This is a genomic window from Agaribacterium haliotis, from assembly GCF_002312815.1.
GTDB lineage: Bacteria > Pseudomonadota > Gammaproteobacteria > Pseudomonadales > Cellvibrionaceae > Agaribacterium > Agaribacterium haliotis.
Genome location: NZ_NKQJ01000003.1, coordinates 171,115 through 188,960, shown reverse-complemented (window position 1 = coordinate 188,960; position 17,846 = coordinate 171,115). Strand labels below are relative to the sequence as shown.

The following is a 17,846-nucleotide window of genomic DNA, read 5'->3' as shown; positions in this document are numbered from 1 at the left end:
ACGCGTGATTGGCCTCGCTAGAGCGGTTTTTTAGCACTTAGTTTTTTGGTGCTTGGCTACCAGGCTCCAAATTACCTTGCTCGGGAGCTTGTTCCGGGCAGTGAAAGCGCTGGCGAACAATGGTATCGTCGAGCGACAAAAGGTGCACATCAAACCCCCACAGACGGTGAACGTGCTTGATAACTTCTTCGGCGCTTTGCCTCTCTAGCGGGCGGCGCTGGTGGCGGTAGTGATGCAGGGTGAGCGAACGATCGCCGCGAATATCGGCGCTGTAAATTTGAATGTTGGGCTCGTTGTTGCCGAGGTTGTATTGGGCCGACAAAGCTTCGCGCACCGCTTTATAGCCCTGCTCATCGTGTATTGCCGTGACGGCGATATCGGCTTTTACATCGTCGTCGACGATGGTGAACAGCTTGAGTTCGCGCATTAGCCGGGGTGAGAGGAATTGCAGTACAAAACTCTCGTCTTTGAAATTGCGCATAGCAAAGTCGAGAGTTTGCAGCCACGGGCTACCGGCGATCTCCGGAAACCACTGTTTATCTTCAGCGCTCGGGTTCTGACAGATGCGTTTGATATCCATCATCATGTTAAAGCCGAGGGTGTAAGGGTTAATGCCATTAAAATACGGGCTGTTGTAGGGGGGCTGGAAGATAACGCTGGTGTGACTCTGCATAAACTCCAGCATAAAACCTTCGTTCACCTTGCCGCGGTTGTACAGCTCATTCAGTAAGTGATAGTGCCAAAAACACGCCCAGCCTTCGTTCATTACCTGGGTTTGGCGCTGTGGATAAAAATACTGAGCGAGTTTGCGCACGATTCGTATCACTTCGCGCTGCCAGGGCTCGAGCAGCGGCGCATTTTTTTCAAAAAAGTACAGGAGGTTTTCCTGGGGTTCGTTGGGAAAGCGCGCCGCAGCGAGCTCGGCTTTCTCTTTTTCTACAGTTGGAATGGTGCGCCACAGGTCGTTCACCTGTTTTTGCAAATACGCTTCACGCTCTTTTTGTTGATTTTCTTCTTCCGCTGTTGATAGTGGGTAGGGGCGTTTGTAGCGATCGACGCCGTAGTTCATCAGCGCGTGACAGGAGTCGAGAAGGTTTTCAACTGCATTTACTCCGTGGCGTTCTTCACAATCGGCGATGTAGTTTTTGGCAAAGACCAGGTAGTCGATAATGGAGCTTGCATCTGTCCAGCTGCGAAACAAATAATTGCCCTTAAAAAAACTATTGTGTCCATAGCAGGCGTGGGCAATCACTAAGGCTTGCATCGTCAGCGTGTTTTCCTCCATCAAATAGGCGATGCACGGGTCGGAGTTGATGACAATTTCATAGGCTAGGCCCATTTGGCCGCGCTTGTAGTTTTGTTCGACACTTAAGAATTGTTTGCCGTAGCTCCAGTGGTTGTAACCGAGCGGCATGCCGGTCGAGGCGTAGGAGTCCATCATTTGTTCGGAGCTGATGATCTCAATCTGATTGGCGTAGGTGTCCAGGCCAAACTCTTCCGCTATTGCGCCGATTTCGTGATCGTAGCGCTGAATTAGATCAAAGTCCCACTCCGAACCGGTAGATATCAGTGAATCGCTCATGCTGCCTGCTTGTGAAATAGTTCGCGAAATACCGGGTAAATGTCGCCGGCGTCAACGAGGTGCTTCATAGCAAAACTCTCTGGGAACTGCTGTTTTAGTTCTTCATAGGCGTGCCACAAAGCCTGCCGGTCGCGCGGGGTAATTTCAATGTAAGAAAAATACTGACACAGAGGTAAAAGTTGCTCGCTGAGTATTTTTTGGCAAACGCTGCTATCGTCATTCCAGTTGTCTCCGTCAGAGGCTTGCGCTGCGTAGATATTCCACTCGGAAACCGGGTAGCGCTCGCTGACAATTTCATGCATCAGTTTTAGTGCACTGCTGACAATGGTGCCGCCTGTTTCGCGGCTGTAGAAAAACTCTTGCTCGTCGACTTCTTTGGCGCTGGTGTGGTGGCGGATAAAAACTACTTCTATATGTTTGTAGTTGCGCTGCAGGAAGAGAAACAACAGTAGGAAAAAACGCTTGGCGACATCTTTGGTGGCTTGATCCATGGAGCCGCTGACATCCATCAAACAAAACATAACGGCTTTACTTGTCGGCAGTGGTTTTTTTACCTGCAAATTGTATTTGAGGTCGTAGTTGTCCAGCCACGGTACTTTCTGTACACGAATTTTTAGTTTGTTCAGCTCTTGCTCAAGCGCTGAGCGCACTTCGATATCATTGTCTGAAAGTGCTTCGAGTTCGTTTTCTATTTCTTTGATGCGACGCCGGGCTTTACCGGTCAGGGCGATGCGCCTGGCGTTGGCCGAGCGCAGCGAGCGCACGACATTAATCTGCCCGGGGTTGCCCTCATTGCTAAAACCTGCGCGCCGATATTCAAACTCTTCTATACCGGCGAGCTGGCGCTTGACGAGATTTGGAAGCTCCAGGTCTTCAAATACAAAGTTTAAGAACTCTTCCTGGCTGATATTAAATACAAATTCATCCATGCCCTCACCGGAATCGGAGGCGCCGTCACCTGCGCCACCTTGACCTTGTCCACCTTGGGGGCGGGGGATGTGATCGCCGGCAACAAATTGATCGTTACCGGGCAGTACGCGGGTATTGCGGCCGCCCTGGCCGTGATGGAATACCGGCTCGCTGATATCCTTATTCGGGATGGAGATCTTTTCGCCCTTGTCCATGTCGGTAATTGAGCGTTTGTCGACGGCATCGCTGACTGCTTTGCGTATATGTTCGCGGTAGCGGCGCAAAAAACGCTGGCGGTTGACGGTACTTTTTTTCTTAGAGTTCAACCGCCTGTCGATGATGTAACTCATGTGCAGGCCCCCGAGCCGATTATTGGGACTTTACAATTACTGCGACTTTCTAACTCGCAGATACCACTCTGATAACAGGCGCACTTGTTTATCGGTGTAGCCGCGCTCAGTCATGCGATGAACAAAGTCCTCGTGTTTTTTCTTGTCATCGGCAGAGCTCTTGGCATTAAAGCTAATTACCGGTAACAGGTCTTCGGTGTTTGAGAACATTTTTTTCTCGATCACACTGCGCAGTTTTTCATAGCTGTTCCACGCGGGATTTTTGCCGTTGTTGTTGGCGCGCGCACGCAGCACAAAATTGACCACTTCGTTGCGAAAGTCTTTGGGGTTGCTGATGCCCGCAGGCTTTTCGATTTTCTCCAGTTCTTCGCTAAGCGCTGAGCGATCGAGAATTTCTCCGGTCTCCGGGTCGCGATACTCCTGGTCTTGAATCCAAAAATCTGCGTAGGTGACGTAACGATCAAAAATATTTTGGCCGTACTCGGCATAGCTCTCGAGGTAGGCGGTTTGGATCTCTTTGCCGATAAACTCTATATAACGAGGCGCGAGGTACTCTTTGAGAAAAGCAAGGTAGCGATCGCGCACATCGTCACTGTATTGCTCCTGCTCAATTTGTTGTTCGAGCACATAGAGCAGGTGCACGGGGTTGGCGGCAATCTCTGTCGGGTCAAAGTTAAAAACTTTGGACAGTATTTTAAATGCAAAACGGGTGCTGAGGCCGTCCATACCTTCGTCAACACCGGCGTTGTCGCGGTATTCTTGAATGGATTTAGCTTTCGGGTCTGTGTCTTTAAGGTTTTGCCCGTCGTAGATGCGCATTTTGGAAAATACGCTCGAATTCTCCGGTGTTTTCAGCCGCGACAGTACAATAAACTGGGCGAGCATGCTCAGCGTATCGGGTGCACACGGAGCTTTACTCAGCGAGCTGCTCTGCAGCAACTTTTCGTAGATATGAATCTCTTCGCTGACCCTTACGCAATAGGGGACTTTGACGATATAAACACGATCTAGGAAAGCCTCGTTATTTTTGTTGTTTTTAAAACTCTGCCATTCGCTCTCGTTGCTGTGCGCCAGAACGATGCCGTTAAATGGAATCGCGCCGAGACCTTCGGTGCCATTGTAGTTACCCTCTTGGGTGGCAGTTAGCAAAGGGTGCAAGACTTTAATTGGCGCCTTGAACATCTCTACAAATTCCATCAGCCCTTGATTGGCTCGGCTCAGGCCGCCCGAGAAGCTGTAGGCATCTGGGTCGTGCTGCGGAAATTCTTCGAGCTTGCGTATATCGACCTTGCCGACCAGAGAGCTAATGTCTTGATTGTTTTCATCGCCGGGTTCGGTTTTACTTACGGCAACTTGATCGAGCACTGAAGGCCAGATTTTAACAACTTTAAATTTACTTATGTCGCCGCCGAATTCGTGCAGGCGTTTGACTGCCCACGGGCTCATAATGCTGCGGATGTAGCGCGGCGCAATGCCGTAGTCTTCCTCAAGAATTGCAGCGTCTTCTTCTGGGTTAAACAAGCCCAGCGGGCTCTCAAATACGGGGCTGTCTTTTAAGCAGTAAATTGGTTCTTTTTCAATTAGGCTTTTTAGTTTTTCAGCCAGCGAGCTTTTGCCGCCACCGACGGGGCCGAGCAGATAGAGAATTTGTTTGGTTTCTTCAAGGCCCTGAGCCGCGTGCTTAAAAAAGCTGACAATTTGCTCGATGGCGTCTTCCATGCCATAAAAATGCTCAAAGCTTTTATAGCGCTTGATCACTTTGTTGGAAAAAATTCGACTTAAGCGCGGATCTTTTGATGTGTCGATCAGCTCGGGCTCACCGATGGCGGTGAGTATGCGTTCAGCTGCACTTGCATAAACGCTTGGATCTTTTTTACATAAATCCAAATATTCCTGCAGGCTTATTTCTTCCTGCTGAGTGTCGGTGTAGCGCTGTTGATAGTGGCTGAATATTGTCATCAAAGCCTCCGGTACGCTTTTGGGGAATCGGCCCAGCGAGCTTGTTCGCTAGCCTCAGTCTAAGAATAGACCCTGAGACGAGTGGCACAGAAAAAAACCTCGGTTAAATATCTGAGCCTGAGCCTAACTAAAAGTTCCTAAGTGCTGTGCTTTTGGTAAGTATACGCAATTAAAAATTGTTTGGATGCTTGAGTAAAGCCCCACAAGAGTAGGCTGGATTCTGGCTTGCTTTAGGTGAGGCTAGCTAAAAATGGCAATCGAGACAAAAACGTTCGCCGTCGTCGAGACGCAAAATGGTTAATTTACTGCCCCAAACGCAGCCGGTGTCGAGACCGATAAAGTCGCTGTGTTGAGTTTGGCCCTCAAGGGCTGCCCAGTGGCCAAACAGCAGGCGTTCGCCCCTGGCCTGGTGATTCTCGAAGCTGAACCACGGCGCAAAACCTTCGGGTGCCTTATTGGGGCCAAACTTACTTTCGAGTTCAAGTTCACCCTGCTCGGAGCAAAAGCGCATGCGGGTGAAATAATTGGTGATCAAGCGAAGCCTGTCCATGCCGGCAAGAGTCTTATCCCACCTTGCAGGTTCGTTGCCGTACATGCTTGCAAACAGCTGTTGACGCTGCTCTGAGCGCAGCACGGCCTCGACTTCGGCGGCGCGCTTCAGGGCTTTTTTTAAGCTCCATTGAGGCGGAATGCCGGCGTGCACCATGGCGTAATTGAGTTTGCGATCACAGTGGATAAGCGGCTGTTGCAACAGCCAGTGGCAGAGCATGTCGGCGTCGTCGGCGCCGAGCACGTCACCGAAATTATCTTTGCGGCCTATGGTGCGCTGGCCCGACCAGCAGGCCAGCATGTGCAGGTCGTGGTTGCCGAGTACAAGTTTGCAGCGCGGGCCGAGCGAATGCAAAAAGCGCAGGGTGCCGATGTTGTCGGGGCCGCGGTTAACTAAATCGCCAACACACCACAGTACATCTTCACTGCTGAAATGAATTTGCTCAAGTAAGTCGAGCAGGGGGCTAAGACAGCCCTGAATGTCTCCAACAGCGTAGGTAGCGATGCCAATATCCTGTGTCTTGCGGGTGGGAAAACAAAGGGCGCAAGTTTAGAGCCTGTCGGCTTGAAAAAAAAGTGCGCCGCTGTAGTCGCGCTGGGGCAGGGCTCTGGGCTGACCTAGGCACCCCGGGCGGAGTAGGTGTTTAGCTCTGGCTGAGATTTAGTGTAGAGCCTGGGGGCTAACCAGCGCAAAAGCGGGAATGGCCGCCTCGAATTCACCGCCGCTTTCGTTGCGCATCAGATAGCTGCCCTCCATCATGCCGCTCTCGGTTTCGAGCACGACGCCGCTGGTATAGCGGTAGCTTTCACCCGGCTTTAAGGTTGGCTGCTGGCCGACAACACCGAGGCCTTCGACTTCTTGTACTTCTTCATTGGAGTCGGTGATCTTCCAGTGGCGGCTGATCAATTGGGCACTCTCATCGCTTAGGTTTTCGATGTGTATCTCGTACGCGTAAACAAAGCGGCTGTCCGCCGGTTTGCTCTCGTCTTCGAGGTAGTGCGTTTTGACGTTGACGGTAATAGCCTGACTCATAAGGATTGTTTTAGTGCGGTTATCTGGTTGCTTAGCGCGACAAAATCGGCGACATCGAGCGCTTCAGCGCGCTTGCCGAGATCGACACACAGTTGCGCCTCTGGCAGCGTATCAAGCAAAGACTTAAGGGCATTTCGCAAGGTCTTGCGACGCTGGGAGAAGGCGAGTTTCACGACAGTTTCCAAGTCTTCGTGACTGTGTGCAACATGAGGCAGTTCGTTATGAGGTACAAGTCGCACTATCGCCGACATTACTTTGGGCGCGGGGCGGAAGCATTCGGGTGGTACATCAAACAGGTCTTCGATATCACACCAGTACTGCGCCATCACCGAAAGGCGGCCGAAGTTTTTATCACCGGGTTTTGCCGCCAGGCGCAAGACAACTTCTTTTTGCAGCATAAAGTGCATGTCTTTGATACTTTGGCGCTGCTCAAGCAGGTGGAAAATCAGCGGGGTTGAAATATTGTAGGGCAGGTTGCCGACCACACGCAGCGGCGCTTTGCCATCGGCAAGTGCGCTGAAATCGAATTTAAGCGCGTCGGCCTCGTTGATTTTGAAGCCCGGGTAGCGGTCAAACTTCACCCGCAGAATAGGAATCAGGTCGCGGTCGAGCTCGACAACATTTAGCTCGGGGCAGGCTTCAAGTAAAGACGCGGTGATGGCGCCTTGCCCCGGCCCGATTTCGACAATGTTGTCTTGGGTTTGGGGGCCGATGGCGCGCACAATGTGTCGAATGACGCCGTGATCGACAAGAAAGTTTTGTCCAAAGCGCTTGCGCGCCTGATGTTGCAATGGGTTTTTATTGGCCATGCTTAGGCGTTCCTGGAGTTTTGGGCGAGCTGCCAGGCCTGGTCTAAGGCCACTTCAATGCTGCCCGGGTCGGCGCGGCCGGTGCCGGCGAGATCGAGCGCGGTGCCGTGATCAACGGAGCTGCGGATATAGGGCAGGCCCAAAGTCAGGTTGACCGCGCGACCAAAACCGAGATATTTAAGTACTGGCAGCCCCTGGTCGTGGTACATCGCCAGCACCGCGTCGGCCTGTTCGAGGTAGCGCGGGGTAAATAAGGTATCCGCCGGCAGTGGCCCCTCTAGCTGCATGCCCTCAGCGCGAAGTTTATTGAGTACAGGTTCGATAACGTCGATCTCTTCGCTGCCGAGATGGCCGCCTTCCCCAGCGTGAGGGTTGAGCCCGGCAACTAAAACCTTGGGTTTCGACAGGGCAAATTTGTTCTGCAATTCGCTGTAGAGTATGCGGCAGGTCTGTTCGAGCTGCTCTTGGCTTAAGGCTTCGCTAACGTCTTTTAGCGGCAAGTGAGTGGTTGCCAGCGCAACGCGCAGGCCGGGGCAGGCCAGCATCATCACCACTTTGGCGGTATTGCTGTGCTCGGCAAAAAATTCAGTGTGGCCACTGAAAGCGTGGCCGGCGTTGTTGATAACACTTTTTTGCACCGGGCCGGTAACAATGGCGGCCACCTCAGCACTAAGCGCCAGGCGATTGGCCTCGCTGAGGCTTTGCAGCACATAGTCGGCGTTGGCGCTGTCTAGTTTGCCGGCTTCGACCGGAGCCGCCAGGGGTATAGGGCTATATACAAGCTCTCCAGCTTCGCTGGGGCGGGCCTGTTCGGTAAAATCAACTTGGCGCAGGCGCAGCGGGAGCTTTAACTGCGCTGCGCGCTGTTGCAGCAGCTCGGCGTCGGCAAGGGCGACAAGCTCGTAGGGGCGAGCTTGTTGTGCAGCCATGACGGCGAGCTCTGGGCCGATGCCGGCCGGCTCTCCGGGAGTTAAGGCCAGGCGCAGGCAGGCCATTAAATTTTCAACTCAATAAATGCTTCGTCGCGAATTTCCTGCAGCCATACCTGGATTTCATCTTCCATGCGGCGGCTAATCAGCAGGTTGCGGGCTTTGTTGCGAATGACCTCGTCGCTCAAATCTTCGTCGCGTCTATCGGTGACTTCGAGTATGTGCCAGCCAAATTGGGTTTTAAAGGGCTCGCTGATCACGCCGATTTTGCTGTTTTCAATGGTCTTTTCAAACTCCGGTACAAAGATGCCCGGGCTCGACCAGCCCATATCACCGCCGGTGGCTTTGGAGCCTATATCGTCACTGTACTGTTTGGCGAGCACACTGAAGCTCTTGCCGTCTTCGACAATCTGCTTGCGAATGTCGAGCAGCTTTTTGCGCGCGCCGTCATCGTCGAGAATTTCATTGGTTTTGATCAGGATGTGGCGCACCTTCGCCTGGGTAACCACCTGCTTGGTCTCGCCTTTTTTATCGAGCAACTTGATGATGTGAAAACCCGCTTGAGAGCGCACGGGTTCAGCTACTTGACCGAGCTCCAGAGTCGGCGCGACATCGGCAAACAGGGTCGGCAGCTCTGAGCTCTTGCGAAGCCCCAGGTCGCCGCCTTTAAGCGCCGCAGGGCCCCGGCTTTCGGCGATGGCAATTTCGGCGAAGTTGGCACCGTTTTGCAGGCGCTGATAGATGTCCTCGGCGTGTTTTTGTGCTTTGGCGACGGCACTGGTGCCGCTGCCTTCAATGGGGATAAGAATATGCTGCAGGTGATAAGACGGCGCGATCCAGAATTGCGCGTCGGCCGAGTTTAAAAAATTGTCGATGTCTTGATCGCTGATCTTGATGCGCTGGCGCACAAGCCCCTGGCTGATGGTTTGCAGCTTCAACTGGCGGCGCATATTGTCTTTAAACGCATCGAGGGTCAGGCCTTCCTGAGCCAGCGCTTGGGAGAGCTGAGCTTCGTTCAGGCCCTGCCTGCTCATCAGGTCGCGAATCGAGGCGATAACCTCTTCGTCGGAGATTTCAACACCGTAGCGCTTGGCGATATTTAGCTGCAGGGTCTCGTCGACAAGCTGGTTGAGTACCTGTTCGCGCAGGATACTTATGCTCGGCAGGGTAATGCCGGCGGCGCGGGTGCGGTTGACAACTTCGCTCATGCGTTCATCGAGTTCGCTTTGGCTGACGGTGCTGTCGTCGACAACAGCAACAATGCGATCGAGCATTTGGATCTCGGCCTGGCCGGGCAGGCTGACGGCGGCTGCGAGGGCCAAACTGGCACTGAGCACGGCGGGTTTAAGTAGCGAGGTTATCGATTTCATTAGCTGTTCTTATGTTCGGGGGGCTCAGTGCCCGCTTAATTGTTGTTCGCGTCTATCGTAGCCGGGAATGGCGTCTTTGAGCAGTGAGTAAATGCGCTCGCCGGAGCTGCCTAAGCCCTTGAGCTCAATTTCCAGATAGAGCCCTCTGTCGTACTGGTCGGATAGTTTGTTTTCGCTGTCATTGATATTACTGTCCAGCCAGCGCCGCGCCAAGAAGCGCACGCGGTAGCAGCAATCGTTGTATTCGATACCGCCGAAGGTCTCGAGTTCCCGCTGGCCTTCGAAATCGTAGTTACTGCGTGCGAGCAGGTGCCACTGGCGTGAGATCGGCGTGACAAAACCCAGGTCAACCTGATCAAGGCGGCGGCTGCCGGTGGTTTCCGGGTCTTCGCGCACGTAGCTGTAGCTGAGGTTCAGCAGGCTCAGGTAGTCGCTGCTGGTGTAGTTGTAGCCGGCGGAAAAGCGACTCATCTGCTCGGCGGCATCGTCGTAGATGAGATTGCCAAACAAGCCCGAGCCCTGGCGCGTCTGAGCATTGAATTCAAAGGCGATTTCCGAGGAGTTTGTCTCGGCACTGATTTCTTCTTCGAGGCCAATGCGCCGGTCTTTAAAGTGGTTGATCTGACCAAAGCTTACGGCAAAGTATTCATGGCCGTCCTTGTGGCTCTGCCAGCGGTTGGTCAGGCCGACGGTGATGCGGTTGGCGTCGTCGAGGCGGTCGGCGCCACTGAAACGGGTATCGCGATAGAGCTGACCGTAGCTGAAGGTTCGGGTCGACGAGTCGAAGTTGACGTCTTGGCCGCCGGCGGTGGCGTCGTACAGTTCGCGGTGATCTTCGTATTCGCGAAACAGATAGTAGATGCGCGGCTCCAGCGTTTGCAGGTAGTTGCCGCCGGGGTGCTCGAGTACCAGCGAAGCGTCGAGGCTAGCCTGCGCGGCGCCGAGGGCGATGTTCTTGTGCTTGAGTGGGTCGAGCTCGTTGTTGTCGAGGTTGTAATACAGGTGCTTGTAGCCGAGCTCGGGTTTGATATAACCGGCGGCATTGGCAAAGCGATGGCCCAGGCGGTAGTCGGTGTAGGCGCGTCGACCGGTGATAATGGTCGAGCCGTCGAGGCGTTTTAAGTCGTCGTGGGCAAAGTGGGTAAACTGGTTGTCGAGGCTCAGCTGGCTGCCGCCGAGGCGATAGTTGCCGTTAGCTAAAAGCTCCGGCAGCTTGCGATACGGTGAGTCGACGTCCAACAGCAGGGTTTGGTAGTCCTGCAGCATAAAACGCAAATCCCAGTTGTTCAGCTGGGTGCCGCCGAGCAGCTTTTGATCCAGGTAGGTGGTATTGGCCACTTCAAATGAAGAGGTGCCGAGATCGCGAAAATAGTCTTCATCTGAGACCTGGTTGTAGTCGACCTGGCTATACCAGCCGGCGCCGCGGCCGCCGTTTTGGCGAAATTGCAGCAGCCAGCGATCTTCGCCCGTGTGTTCGTTGTCGGAACCGTCGGGGCTTTTGTTGCCGCCGTCGTTGGGCAGAAACGCGCCGCTGACGAGGTTTTCAAAGTTGGTGCTCAGCTGGCGCAGTTCAGCTTCAAGCATAAAGCCGCGCTGGCTGATATAGCGCGGGGTCAGGGTTGCATCGTAGTTCGGGGCGAGATTCAGGTAGTACGGCACACTGATATCTACACCGTCGTCGGTGCTGACGCTGACACTCGGGAACAGAAAACCCGAGCGGCGCTGGTCGCCGACCGGGAACGTCATATACGGCAGATAAAAAACGGGGATGTCGGCGAGCTTCAGGCGCACGTGTTTGCCGTAACCTTGACCGCTCTGTTCGTCGATACCGAGCTCTCCGCCTTCAAGCAACCAGGCATCGGAATCGGGGCCGCAGCTGGTAATACTGCCGTTTTTTAATACGATCTGGCCGAGCCCCTGCTGCACGATGCTCTCGGCTTTGCCGCGCATGTGCTGGGCGTGAAGCACAACATCGGCGTGATTAAACTCAGCTCGCTCTTCGACGGTGCTGACCTCGGCGCTGCTGCCGCGCAGCAATAAGCCCGGCTGGCGAATAAGCACGTTGCCTTTAAGTTCGGCGCTGTCGACGCTGCGGTCGTAGTGCATTTGATCGGCTTGGATAGAGCGGGGCCCCTGAGATACGCGCACCTCTCCTTCGAGAGTCGCGTGGCTGCCATCAATTACCTCGGAGCGATCGGCTTCAACCAGCAATGGCAGCTCGGCCATATTGGCGCCGCTGTCGCGGTGATTCGCAAACGGGTCTATGTACATGCCAGAGCAGCCTGCGCCGAGCAGGGCCTGCTGCTCTGGGGCAAGCTGCTCCTTGTTTAGCCAGTCCTGGGCTAAAAGCGCGTTACCGCCGTCGTTGCACTGCCACTGGCCGAACTGCTGGTCGTAGTGGCAGGGGCTGCCCTGAGCGCTGTCCGCATCGGCCCTGTCGCTTTCTGCGGCGGCTACCGAGCTGAGCAATATCGAACAGAAAATTAAGCGGGAATTATACGGGCGCAAAAGTTAAAACGTCGCATTCAAGTGGGCGGATGGCTCTTGGAGCTAAGCGGCTGCATTCTACCTGTGCTGCGCCTGAAATCACAGAGCTGCGCCCGCTTTTCGCAGGCAGCAGCGGACAAGGGCGGCCGAACTCGCTAAAGTAGAGCGCTTCATAGCTGACCAGTAGAGTACGACTTTATGGGCCAAGCCCAAAGTGGCGACTGCGCGCGCCTCAACGCTTTAACTGAATTTGTCCGGGGGCAGGCCCTGCAGCTTGGCCTTGAGTCTGAGCTGCCTTCGCTCAAGGCCTTAAGTGGCGATGCCGGCATGCGGCGCTATTACCGCAGCGCCGGCCTGCCCGGCATAGTTGCCGTTGATGCACCTGTGCAAACTGAAAACAGTGAACTGTTTGTGCGCTTGTGTCGATGGTTTGGCGAGCGCGGCTTGCGTGTGCCAAAACTGCTCGCCGCTGATTTGGAGCAGGGTTTTTTGTTACTTGAAGATCTCGGCGATCGTTTGCTGCAGCACAGCCTTGATAACAACACTGTGGATGGTTATTACGCCGAGGCCATGACGGCGCTGTTGCACTTGCAGAGCGTTGATGCTGCCGAGGCCGATTTTTTGCCGCGCTATGATGCCGCTCTGTTGAGCCGCGAGCTGAATTTATTTGACCAGTGGTTTGTCACCGCACTGTTGCAGTTTGAACTTAGCCAGGCGCAGCAGCAGGCGCTGTCCGGCCTCAACAGTCTCTTGATCGACAGCGCGCTGGCTCAGCCTCAAGTTGTTGTGCACCGCGACTATCACAGCCGCAACTTGATGCTGCTTTGCGACGACAGTCTTGCGTTGATCGATTTTCAGGATGCCGTTTTGGGGCCGCTTAACTACGACGTGGTCAGCTTGTTAAAAGACTGTTACGTCTCGTGGCCGCGGGCCAAACTTGAAACTTGGGCGCTTAGCTACGCGAGCCTGGCACATGAAGCCGGGCTGCTGCCGGCTTGTACACCGCAAGCATTTTTGCGCAGTTTGGATTTGATGGGCTTGCAGAGACACTTAAAAGTGCTCGGTATTTTTGCGCGCCTATCGCTTAGAGACAATAAACATCAGTATCTTGCGGATTTACCCCGCGTGCTGAACTATGTTGTCGAGGCGCTCGAACTTTGTGGCGTTGCCCCCTGTCTGATTTCTTTATTTGATAAGGATTTGCGAGCGGCACTCAAACATCGTTTAGGGCAGGCTTCGCTCGACGGCTTTGGGCCTTTACTTAGATAAAAACATTCAAATAAAAGTACTTAAATAAAGGCAGTTGGATGAAAGCAATGATTTTTGCCGCCGGTGAAGGCCGGCGCATGCGCCCGTTAACCCTGACAACTCCGAAACCACTGCTTAAAGCCGGTGGCTGCAGCTTGCTTGAGCAGCAGCTAAAAAAATGCCTGGCGGCCGGCATTGATGAGTTTGTGATTAATGTCAGCTATCTGGGCGAGCAGATTGAGTCGGCGCTGGCTGACATGGCTTTGCCCTGGCGCTCACTTGAGATCTCAGTTGAGCCGCAGCCTCTGGAGACCGGGGGCGGCTTAAATCGGGCCCTGCCTCTGCTCGGGGATGAGCCTTTTGTACTGCTCAATGCCGATGTCTGGACAGATTATCCGCTTGCCAACTTAAGCGCCTTTGCTTTGCCTGAAGCCAGCTTGGCCCACTTAATTTTGGTGCCGAACCCAGGCTTTAAATCCCGCGGTGATTTTTACCTCGATAAGAGCGGCCGAGTAAGTGCGTTGCCTGAACGTTTGCAGGCGGCAGATGGCCCTGGCTGGACTTTCAGTGGCTTGAGCTTGATGCGACCCGAGTTGATTTCGGGCTTCAGTGGCCGGCGCGAGATCTTTCCGCTGCGCGAGGCACTGCTCGAAGCGATGTTAGCGGGCAGGGTCAGCGCAGAAGTTTATCGCGGTACCTGGCACGACATCGGCACGCCCGAGCGCCTTGCCCAACTGCGAACTGAGTTGCAGCGGGGCGAACCTGGTGAATGAAAATAGGCTTGTGAAAGCGTATTGGCCGAGCTCGCGCTGAGGGCCGCGCTGAGGGTTTAGCGCCGGCCTATTTCAACGCCTTTGGCTTTGCGGTTCAAGAAACCTTTGACTCGCCGCGACAGCTGGTTTTCATTGGCAAAAATTTCGTAGTCCGGCTCGCGCAACTTTAATTGTTCGTAGGCGTCGAAGCGCTGCTCGCGCGCGGCATTTTTTCTGGCTGCGGCTTCTCGCCGGTCGAGCTCGTGCAAATCAAAATAAACATCCAAAAGCGGCAAACTCAAGCTGTCAAAACGCCTGAACTCGGGCGCTAACGGCCCGCCATTGTGAGCCTGGGCCTGAACCAGCACCAGCGCCCGCACAGCTCGATCGGGCTGGTCTCGGTTATCGCGGACAAAGTCGAGCACGCGTTTTGCGGAGTTGCCATAGCCTATTAGAACTATATTGAACTGGCCCTGCTCGTGCAGGTAATCAAAAGCGCTGTCGATACGCAGCATCGACGTGTCGCTTAGCGTTTGGCTGTTTAGCTCGCTGCTTTCTATGTTGTTTTTTCTTGCCGCTGGAGCCTCAGTAGTGTTTGTTGTGTCGGCACTGTTTTCCTGCGTATTGTCGCTGCCTTGGGGGCTGGTGTTGGCAGTTTGTTTGGCCGCTTTGGGCTCTGCGGCTGTGGGTCTTGCAGGTACTTTGGGGGAGGGCATCAAGGCCGTTTCGATGGCTAAAGTGCTCCAGCCGCTGAGGCTGAGATCCTGGCGCAGCACATCGATGCTGTGTGGCCAGTTCGGGGTCTGGCCATCTGCGGGTACGATCAGCACGGCGCCAAAGGCCTTGCCTTTGCGTTCCTGGCGCCACAGCGCGCTGAAAGCTTTGCCGTCGGCTTTGAGCCGCACAAGCTCTTCAGTTCGGTAGCTGGCTTGCAGCTGTTTGATCAGCGTTTGATGTGGGTTTTTATTTGCGCGACTTATCGAACTGGGCCCGGCATTTGTCGTCTGCGGCTTATCTTTGCTGCTTTGCTCGCTAGCCTGCTCGCCGCTTTTCTCGTTATTTTTATTACTGCCATCACTACTTTCTTTCGTTTCGCTTGGCGGCTCTGCTGGGCTTTGCTGTTTGGCCTCGCCTGTTTGGGCCTGGGCATTGCCAGCTTGGGCCAGGCTGTTTGGCGCCATCGTCGCCAGTGTGCTGCTTGCCAATACAGTTATTGCCAAAAGTAGCACCCGGGGCAAAGCGCACAGGCGGGCAGCTTTGGGCTGGCTGAGCTTAAGCCTGTGTTGCGCCGGCTTAAGCTGTATTGTGTTTGTGCGTGTTGCGCTTTGCGATGCGACACGTTTATTGGGCCTTACTGCTCTATGCATGTTCGGTGTTTGCTTGACGTGAATGTGCTGTTGCCTAAACAAATTCTAGTCAAAAGCCGTGGCACTGCTCTTGGCATAGATTTTCTAAGTGCTTACACAGTACAATTTCGCCTTTATTTTTCGTGGTTTTATTTTGATGTCTTATTTGATTGCTCCTTCGATACTAGCCGCTGACCTTGCCCGCCTCGGTCAGGAGTGCGACGAGGTGCTCGCAGCGGGCGCCGATATGATTCACTTTGATGTGATGGACAATCACTACGTGCCGAATCTCACGTTTGGCCCCATGGTTTGTGAGGCCCTGCGCAAACACGGCATCAGTGCGCCAATTGATGTGCACTTAATGGTCGAGCCAGTCGATGCGTTAATCGGTCAATTTGCCGACGCCGGTGCCAACTATATTAGTTTTCACCCCGAGGCCTCCCGCCACGTCGACAGGTCGCTGAAGCTGATTGAAGCAAAAGGTTGTAAAAAAGCCCTGGTGTTAAACCCGGCCACATCGCTGTCTCTGGTGGAGCCGGTGTTGGATCAACTCGATATGCTGCTGTTTATGTCCGTCAACCCGGGCTTTGGTGGGCAGAAGTTTTTACCGTATGTGCTCGATAAAATTCGCGCGGCGCGGGCCTTGATAAGCCAGCGCGGCCTCGATTGTCGCATTGAAGTTGACGGCGGTGTTGGTTTGGCAAACATTGCCGAAGTCGCTGCCGCAGGTGCCGATACCTTTGTTGCGGGTTCTGCTATTTTTGGCGCGGATAACTATGCCGAGCGCATCGGGCAGTTGCGTCAAGAGTTGGAGAGCGTTGAGCGTGCTTAAGCGTCACTACAGTCCGGGTTTTCGTTTTGTTGAGCGTTGGCGCAGTTTGTAACTGCGCTTATTTATTAAATTGCTTACAACGCAAAACTTTTGTGAATCTTTAGTGAAATAAAATTTGTCATGAACAAAGAACAGTTTCAAAGCCTTGCAGAGCAGGGTTACAACCGTATTCCGGTATTGCGCACAATTTTGGCCGATACCGAAACTCCGCTGTCGGCCTACTTAAAACTTGCAGCAGGCCCTTACAGTTATTTATTTGAGTCGGTACAAGGCGGTGAAAAATGGGGCCGCTATTCAATTATTGGGCTGCCAGCTTCTGAGCGCGTTGAAATTACCAGTGACAACATTGTTGTTAAACGCCAGGGGCAGGCTGATGAATTAATAGAGGCCAGCGACCCCCTCAGTTTTGTTTCGGCTTATCAGCAGCGCTTTAAAGTACCGGAAAAAGCCCCGGGGCTCGATGGCTTGCCGAATTTTTATGGTGGCCTTGTCGGTTATTTTGCCTACGACGCTGTGCGTTTTATTGAGTCTCGCTTAGCGGGTGGTGCCGCTCAGGACGAGTTAAATGTGCCCGATATTTTGTTGATGGTCAGTGACGAAGTGCTGGTGTTTGACAATCTGCAGGGCAAAATTCACCTGGTTGTCAATGTCGACCCCAGTGCCGACAACGCCTTTGCTGGCGCCCTTGCACGCATAGAGACGCTGCGCGATAAACTCGAGAGCTCTGTTGCTGAAGCCGACCGTTTGGCGGCCGGTGTCGACAGTGCCAAGACGTTAAGTGAAACGCAGTTTGAGTCGAGCTTTGGCCGCGCTAACTTTATGCAGTCGGTCGATAAAATTAAAGACTACATTCTCGCCGGCGACACCATGCAGGTTGTGCTTTCACAGCGTATGAGCGGCGAGTTTACTGCCAAGCCAATTAACCTCTATCGCGCCCTGCGCAGTTTGAATCCGTCGCCCTATATGTATTTTATGGATCTTGGCGACTACCAGATTGTCGGCTCCAGCCCGGAGATCCTCGCGCGCCTCGAAAACGGTGAAGTTACAGTGCGGCCGATTGCCGGCACGCGCCGCAGGGGTTATACCGAAGAGGAAGATCTGGCCCTGGAAAAAGAACTGATCAACGACCCCAAAGAAATTGCCGAGCACTTAATGCTGATTGATCTCGGTCGCAACGATGTCGGCCGGGTTGCTGAAGTCGGTTCGGTGAAGCTGACGGAAAAAATGATGGTTGAGCGTTTCAGTCACGTCTTGCACATTACTTCCAATGTTATCGGTCAGATAAAACCCGAGCTCGATGCAATGGATGTGCTGAAAGCCTCTTTGCCGGCGGGCACCCTTTCCGGGGCCCCAAAAATTCGCGCGATGGAAATTATCGACGAGCTTGAACCGGTTAAGCGCGGTATCTACGGCGGCGCTGTTGGTTATTTAAGCTGGCACGGCAACCTCGATATGGCAATTGCGATCCGCACGGCGGTCATTAAAGACGGCAGGGCGCATGTACAAGCCGGTGCCGGTGTGGTGGCAGATTCTGTACCCGAACTCGAATGGAAAGAAACCATGAACAAGGCGCGCGCGCTTTTTGGTGCGATAGATTGGGTCAATAAAAGCTAATCTATTGTTTGCTGAACGCACATTAAAAATGAAAAGCCCGGCTTAATTAAGCCGGGCTTTTTTGTGTCGCGAATATT

At 53.8% G+C, this 17,846-nt stretch carries 14 protein-coding genes; 4 read left to right on the top strand and 10 right to left on the bottom strand.

Annotation, left to right across the window (positions count from 1 at the left end):
• Positions 1-37: 37 nt before the first annotated feature.
• From CFK45_RS05315 to CFK45_RS05275, 9 genes are all read right to left on the bottom strand, one after another.
• The gene (locus CFK45_RS05315) at positions 38-1,582 is read right to left on the bottom strand and encodes a SpoVR family protein (protein ID WP_096085389.1); all 1,545 of its coding nucleotides are present in this window, start codon (positions 1,580-1,582) and stop codon (positions 38-40) included.
• A complete protein-coding gene (locus CFK45_RS05310) occupies positions 1,579-2,841 on the bottom strand; it encodes a YeaH/YhbH family protein (RefSeq protein WP_096085388.1) in 1,263 nt (420 codons plus the stop codon). Before CFK45_RS05310 ends, CFK45_RS05315 begins: the two co-directional genes overlap by 4 nt.
• A 36-nt stretch (positions 2,842-2,877) precedes the next feature.
• On the bottom strand, positions 2,878-4,800 hold the full coding sequence (locus CFK45_RS05305; protein WP_096085387.1) for a PrkA family serine protein kinase: 1,923 nt from the start codon (positions 4,798-4,800) through the stop codon (positions 2,878-2,880).
• 244 nt (positions 4,801-5,044) lie between these two features.
• Positions 5,045-5,854: a symmetrical bis(5'-nucleosyl)-tetraphosphatase gene (locus CFK45_RS05300; protein WP_096085386.1), complete on the bottom strand. Its 810-nt coding sequence runs from the start codon at positions 5,852-5,854 to the stop codon at positions 5,045-5,047.
• Positions 5,855-6,010: 156 nt separating this feature from the next.
• Positions 6,011-6,382 (bottom strand): Co2+/Mg2+ efflux protein ApaG, encoded by a 372-nt coding sequence (gene apaG / locus CFK45_RS05295; RefSeq protein WP_096085385.1) that lies wholly within the window; start codon positions 6,380-6,382, stop codon positions 6,011-6,013.
• A complete protein-coding gene (gene rsmA, locus CFK45_RS05290; protein ID WP_096085384.1) occupies positions 6,379-7,191 on the bottom strand; it encodes a 16S rRNA (adenine(1518)-N(6)/adenine(1519)-N(6))-dimethyltransferase RsmA in 813 nt (270 codons plus the stop codon). Before rsmA ends, apaG begins: the two co-directional genes overlap by 4 nt.
• Before the next feature lie 2 nt (positions 7,192-7,193).
• Positions 7,194-8,177 carry a 4-hydroxythreonine-4-phosphate dehydrogenase PdxA gene (gene pdxA, locus CFK45_RS05285; RefSeq protein ID WP_096085510.1) on the bottom strand — a complete coding sequence of 328 codons (984 nt, stop codon included), beginning with the start codon at positions 8,175-8,177 and terminating at the stop codon, positions 7,194-7,196.
• Between the two features lie 8 nt (positions 8,178-8,185).
• On the bottom strand, positions 8,186-9,490 hold the full coding sequence (locus CFK45_RS05280) for a peptidylprolyl isomerase (RefSeq protein ID WP_096085383.1): 1,305 nt from the start codon (positions 9,488-9,490) through the stop codon (positions 8,186-8,188).
• Between the two features lie 24 nt (positions 9,491-9,514).
• Complete coding sequence (locus tag CFK45_RS05275) at positions 9,515-11,959, bottom strand: LPS-assembly protein LptD (RefSeq protein WP_096085382.1); 2,445 nt, start codon at positions 11,957-11,959, stop codon at positions 9,515-9,517.
• A gap of 216 nt (positions 11,960-12,175) precedes the next feature.
• Between CFK45_RS05275 and CFK45_RS05270 the strand changes: the two genes are divergently transcribed.
• Positions 12,176-13,246 (top strand): aminoglycoside phosphotransferase family protein, encoded by a 1,071-nt coding sequence (locus CFK45_RS05270; protein WP_096085381.1) that lies wholly within the window; start codon positions 12,176-12,178, stop codon positions 13,244-13,246.
• 38 nt (positions 13,247-13,284) lie between these two features.
• On the top strand, positions 13,285-13,998 hold the full coding sequence (locus CFK45_RS05265) for a nucleotidyltransferase family protein (RefSeq protein ID WP_096085380.1): 714 nt from the start codon (positions 13,285-13,287) through the stop codon (positions 13,996-13,998).
• 56 nt (positions 13,999-14,054) lie between these two features.
• Here CFK45_RS05265 and CFK45_RS05260 read toward each other — a convergent pair whose 3' ends face one another.
• Positions 14,055-15,197: a DUF3530 family protein gene (locus tag CFK45_RS05260; RefSeq protein ID WP_158224607.1), complete on the bottom strand. Its 1,143-nt coding sequence runs from the start codon at positions 15,195-15,197 to the stop codon at positions 14,055-14,057.
• 283 nt (positions 15,198-15,480) lie between these two features.
• Between CFK45_RS05260 and rpe the strand changes: the two genes are divergently transcribed.
• Both rpe and trpE read left to right on the top strand, forming a co-directional pair.
• Positions 15,481-16,155 carry a ribulose-phosphate 3-epimerase gene (gene rpe / locus CFK45_RS05255; protein WP_096085509.1) on the top strand — a complete coding sequence of 225 codons (675 nt, stop codon included), beginning with the start codon at positions 15,481-15,483 and terminating at the stop codon, positions 16,153-16,155.
• 120 nt (positions 16,156-16,275) lie between these two features.
• Positions 16,276-17,769: an anthranilate synthase component I gene (trpE, locus tag CFK45_RS05250; RefSeq protein WP_096085378.1), complete on the top strand. Its 1,494-nt coding sequence runs from the start codon at positions 16,276-16,278 to the stop codon at positions 17,767-17,769.
• Positions 17,770-17,846: the final 77 nt, after the last annotated feature.